General features: G+C 70.4%; 5 protein-coding genes and 1 pseudogene. 5 read left to right on the forward strand and 1 reads right to left on the reverse strand.

Going from position 1 to position 4,755, the window contains the following annotated elements:
- The 4 genes and pseudogenes from rpsA to NQ160_RS18790 all read left to right on the forward strand — a co-directional run.
- A pseudogene (gene rpsA, locus NQ160_RS18775) lies at window positions 1-368 on the forward strand (30S ribosomal protein S1); the annotation flags it as partial.
- Between the two features lie 87 nt (window positions 369-455).
- Complete coding sequence (coaE, locus tag NQ160_RS18780; protein WP_257516635.1) at window positions 456-1,103, forward strand: dephospho-CoA kinase; 648 nt, start codon at window positions 456-458, stop codon at window positions 1,101-1,103.
- A 9-nt stretch (window positions 1,104-1,112) separates the two neighbouring features.
- On the forward strand, window positions 1,113-2,840 hold the full coding sequence (locus tag NQ160_RS18785) for a sensor histidine kinase (RefSeq protein ID WP_257516636.1): 1,728 nt from the start codon (window positions 1,113-1,115) through the stop codon (window positions 2,838-2,840).
- Window positions 2,840-4,000, forward strand: coding sequence for a diguanylate cyclase domain-containing protein (locus NQ160_RS18790; protein WP_257516637.1), 1,161 nt, complete (start codon window positions 2,840-2,842; stop codon window positions 3,998-4,000). Before NQ160_RS18785 ends, NQ160_RS18790 begins: the two co-directional genes overlap by 1 nt.
- Here the strand turns inward: NQ160_RS18790 and NQ160_RS18795 are convergent.
- Window positions 3,997-4,377, reverse strand: a complete 381-nt coding sequence (locus NQ160_RS18795) for a response regulator transcription factor (protein WP_257516638.1) — start codon at window positions 4,375-4,377, stop codon at window positions 3,997-3,999. The genes NQ160_RS18790 and NQ160_RS18795 overlap by 4 nt on opposite strands.
- A 146-nt stretch (window positions 4,378-4,523) precedes the next feature.
- Here NQ160_RS18795 and NQ160_RS18800 point away from each other — a divergent pair.
- Window positions 4,524-4,755 (forward strand): DEAD/DEAH box helicase family protein (locus NQ160_RS18800; protein WP_257516639.1); only part of this gene is annotated, 232 nt, incomplete at its 3' end.

Below are 4,755 nucleotides of genomic sequence, written 5' to 3' on the forward strand. Positions count from 1 at the left end.
CGCTGTCGCTCAAGCAGGCCAACGAGTCGGTCGACCCCAACGGCACCGAGTTCGACCCCGCCCTCTACGGCATGGTCACGGAGTACGACGAGAACGGGGAGTACAAGTACCCCGAGGGCTTCGACGCTGAGACCAACCAGTGGAAGGAAGGCTTCGACGAGCAGCGTCTGGCCTGGGAGGCCGAGTACGCCGCCGCTCAGGGTCGCTGGGAGGCTCACAAGGCCGCCGTCGCCAAGGCCCTCGAGGCCGAGGCCGCCGCCGGTGTCGACGCGGGTGCGGGAACGTACTCGTCCGACAGCGGTTCTGCCGGCACGCTGGCCGACGACGAGGCTCTCGCCGCCCTGCGGGAGAAGCTCTCGGGTCGTTGATCCATCACGAAGGGCCGTCACTGTTCTCAGTGGCGGCCCTTCGTCGTTCCACGGCGCCGCCAGGTCGGTGTCTGGCATGCTCGTGACATGCCGCTCATCGCACTCACCGGGGGAATCGCCTCGGGCAAGTCAACGATCGCCCGACGCCTGGCCGACCATGGAGCGATCGTGGTGGATGCCGATCGCATCGTCCGCGACGTCCAGGCGCCCGGCTCGCCGGTGCTCGAGGCCATCGCCGAGGCGTTCGGCTCCGACGTGCTGGCAGCCGACGGCTCGCTCAACCGTGCGCGACTGGCATCGCGTGTCTTCGGAGACGACGATGCGGTTTCGCGGCTGAATGCCATCGTGCACCCCGCCGTGCGGGCGGAGTCCGTCCGCCGATTCGGCGAGGCGGCCGCGGCGGACCCCGGCGCGGTCGTGGTCTACGACGTCCCCCTGCTGGTCGAGGCGCGTGTCGACGACCCGTGGGACCTGATCGTCGTCGCGCACGCTCCGGCTGAGATGCGCGCTCGACGTCTCGTGGAGCTGCGGGGCATGTCCGAGGCGGATGCACGCGCGCGGATCGCCTCACAGGTGGACGACGACCGCCGCCTGGCGATCGCGGATGTGGTCATCGATACCACGGGCACCCTCGCCGAAACGCTGGCGCAGGCTGACGACCTGTGGGCGCGGGTGGGGCGCGCCGAGGGTGACGGCGCCGACGGCTGTTCCGGCACTGGCGCTCACTCGCGATAACGTCGTCATATGCCCTCTCTCGCCTCCGACCGCCAGAGAGAGCAGCCCGAGGCGTCCAGCCGGGGTGCAAGGGGTTGGCCGCGTGCGGCCGACCACACCCTCGCTCGCACGGCCGCCCTGAACCAGCTGCTCCTGGCCGCGGTGGTCTCGGTGCTCGCTTTCCTCAAGTTCGGCACCGGCTTCACCGGCGACGCGGCGCTGTTCTTCTCGGGAGTGCTGCTGGTGGTCGCGCTCACCGCCGTGGCCATCGTGGTGCCGTGGGCGCGCGTGCCGCTCTGGTGGACGGCACTCATCCCGCTGGGTGACATCATCGGGATCGGATTGATGCGCCTGGCGGATGCCACCGCGGGTACGGCCCTGCTCTGGACCTTTCCAGTGCTCTGGCTGGCATCGTCGTTCGCCCTGGCCGGGTTCGTCGGCGGCGTGGGCCTCAGCGTCGTGCTGTACGCGGTCACGCTGACGCTGGTACCGCACGAGTCGCTCAGTTTCGGGACGCTGCTGCTGCCGGTCGTCCTCACCGCGATCGGCGCGACGTCCTACAGCAGCGCACGTCGGGCTGCCGCCCAGCGACGGCTGCTGCGTCGGCAGGCGGAGATCCTCGCGCAGGCCCTCGAACGCTCGCGGCACCAGGAGCAGATGCTGTCCGAGGTGTTCGACACGGTCGATTTCGAGGTGGTCCGCATCGAGCGTGGCGTGCTCACGACGGTCACCAGCGACGCACATGCGCACCTGAACCAGCTCATGCCCGATCGCGACGGTGTCGGGCCCGTCGTCTACCAGGCCGACGGCACCACGCCCCTGCCGCCGGAGGAGCAGCCCCTGGCGCGCGCGCTGCGGGGCGAGGAGTTCTCCGATCTGCGGGTGTGGTTCGAGCCGGTGCCCGGCGAGAGGCGTGCCCTGAGCATCACCGTGCGCCGACTGCCTGGCGCGGCGGGCAACGACGATGCCGGGGCGGTCATGGTCTCCCGCGACGTCACCGCCGAGATGCGGGCGTTGCAGGCCCGCGACATGCTCGTGTCGTCGGTCTCGCACGAGCTGCGCACTCCGCTCACCTCGATCATCGGCCACATCGAGCTCGCCATGGACGAACCCGGCCTTCCGGCGGCCGCGGCATCGAGTCTGGAGATCGCCGACCGCAACGCCGACCGGCTGCTGACACTGGTCGGAGACGTGCTGAAGGCCTCCAGCACCTCGGATGGCGCGGCGCTTCCGATGCACCCGCGCGACGTCGACGTGCTCGAGATCGTGAAGGCCTCGGCTCAGTCCTTCGTCACAGGCGAGAGCAGCCGCAACGTCACGATCGACCTGTCTCGTGCGCTGCCGGCGCGCGGCTTCGTGGATCCGCTGCGGCTGCGCCAGGTCGTCGACAACCTGGTGTCCAACGCGATCAAGTACAACCGCGAGGGTGGCCGGGTGTCGGTGGTGACCGCCACCCGCGGACGCAAGACGCTGATCCTCGTCGAGGACACCGGGGTGGGACTCGATGAGGACGATCTGGCGAACATCTTCCAGAGGTATTACCGCGGGGCGGCCGTGCGTCGCACGGATGTGGAAGGAAGCGGATTGGGTCTCTCGATCAGCCGCGACATCGTCCGTCGTCTGGGCGGTGACATCTACGTCAACAGCACGCTCGGCGTCGGGTCGACCTTCACCGTCTCGGTTCCGTCCGTGCGGCCCGGGGCGGATGTCGAGCCATCCGTCAACCGCTCGAATGCCCAGGAAGCAGGAGTCAAGTGATGGAGCAGGACTCCCTCGCCACCGTCACCGCGCTCGTCGTCGTGGTCAGCGCCGTGCTGTACATCGTCGAGACCTTTCTCCGTCGCGACGACCCGGCGGGCCGGGTCTGGGCACTGGGCTTTCTCAGCGGCTTGGTCACGACGCTGTTCTACCTGGTCTGGGCGACAGAGCCCGAATCCTGGTGGGCGGTCGCCGGCGGCAACGCCATGTTCGTCGCGTCGACCGGATTGCTGTGGCTGGGATGCCGCCGTTACAACGAGAAATCGATGACGGTACCGGCGGTCGTCGTCGTGGCGGCTGCCGTCGCCGCGGCCGCAGCCGCGCTGCTCGAAGGCCCCGACGGGGGTGACTGGGCCGGGGCGCTGTGGATGTTCGTGCCGCTCTGCGTGTTCGCCGCCCTCGCAGCCCTCGCGACCCGTCAAGGCGCGCTCCGGCACGCCCCCACCGCCGCGGCGCTGACCTGCGCGTTCGCGGGGGAGGCGGCGTTCTACGCGGGTCGCACGGCAGCGTTCGTGACAGCGGGCCCGGAGAGCGAGCTGTTCCGGACATGGTTCGGAACGGAGGCGGCATCGGTCCTCACCGTCGTCCTCACCATCACCACGGTCGTCGGGACATCGGTGCTGCGCGCCGCACGCACCGGCTTGCGCGGCCAGGCCACGCGTGAGGGCGCGCGCGCCACGTCCGGCATCCGCTCCCGCAGAGAGTTCGACGCCGACCTCGCGCAGGCGGTGCAGGACGCGCGGCGTCACGGCGAGCAGATCGCCGTCTTCGTGGTGCGGCTGGAGGAGTTGGACTACATCGCCACCGCATTCGGCATCGAACTGGCCGATGAGCTGATCGCCGAGGGGCGGGCGGCGGTGCTGCGCAGCACGCCGGCCCTCGCCGTGGTCGGCGAGCAGGATGACGACCTGCTCGCGATCATGACCACGGTGCGCTCGTCGGCAGAAGCGCGGCGGCTGGGCATGGCGATGTACCGCGAGCTGTTCGACGCCTTCAACGCCGCAAGCGGGGGAGTGCTGCCGTCGCTGGGTGTCGGCATCGCCGTGGGGTCGGCTCGGGGGCAGGATGCCCCCACGCTCCTCGCCGACGCACGTGCGGCGGCGGAGCGGGCGGCCTCGAGTGTGGCATCCGCCGTGCTCGTCGCCGAGCCGAGCGCTTAGCTCTGCCCGTGGTCCCGACGCCGGTCGGGCACCATCTCCAGCCGCGCGCGCAGCTCGCGCGGACGGAAGGGCTTGCCGAGGTACTCGTCGGCGCCGGCCAGCCGGCCGCGCTCGGCGTCGGCGTCCTCGACGAACGCCGAGATCATGATCACGTATGTGTTGCTGACTTCGCGGATGCGACGGGCCGCCTCGAAGCCGTCGATGCCCGGGACGTTCGCATCAAGCGTCGTCAGCATCGGATTGTGGCGGGCGACCAGTTCCACGGCGTCCAGACCGTTCGCGGTCTCGAACACCTCGTAGCCGGCACCGGTGAGCACCGTGGTGATGAGCGCGCGGATGTCCTCTTCGTCCTCCAGGACCACGGCCGTTCGCTGCACTGTGTCGCCTCGCTCTCGCCGCCATAGTACGCGAACGGACCGGTGCGCCGCTGACGCCCGCAGTCGGGGCCCGCGCCGCCGGCCTGCCCGCTCTGCCGGCGGCGAACGCCCGGCCCGTTGTCGGGAGGGCGGCCTACGCTGGAAGGATGCAGACCACCCGTGCCGTCCGGCCCTTCGAGGTCGTCAGCGAATACACGCCCAGCGGCGACCAGCCCCAGGCCATCGAGCAGCTCGCCGCCCGTATCAATGCCGGCGAGACCGACGTCGTGCTGCTCGGCGCCACGGGCACCGGCAAGTCGGCGACGACCGCGTGGCTCATCGAGCAGGTGCAGCGGCCGACGCTCGTGCTCGCCCACAACAAGACCCTCGCCGCCCAGC

The organism is Microbacterium sp. zg.Y909 (assembly GCF_024626565.1).

What these genes read in the sequence shown, in the direction of transcription:
- coaE (WP_257516635.1), top strand. Translation starts at nt 456, where the DNA reads ATGCCGCTCATCGCACTCACCGGGGGAATCGCCTCGGGCAAGTCAACG.
- NQ160_RS18785 (WP_257516636.1), top strand. Translation starts at nt 1,113, where the DNA reads ATGCCCTCTCTCGCCTCCGACCGCCAGAGAGAGCAGCCCGAGGCGTCC.
- NQ160_RS18790 (WP_257516637.1), top strand. Translation starts at nt 2,840, where the DNA reads ATGGAGCAGGACTCCCTCGCCACCGTCACCGCGCTCGTCGTCGTGGTC.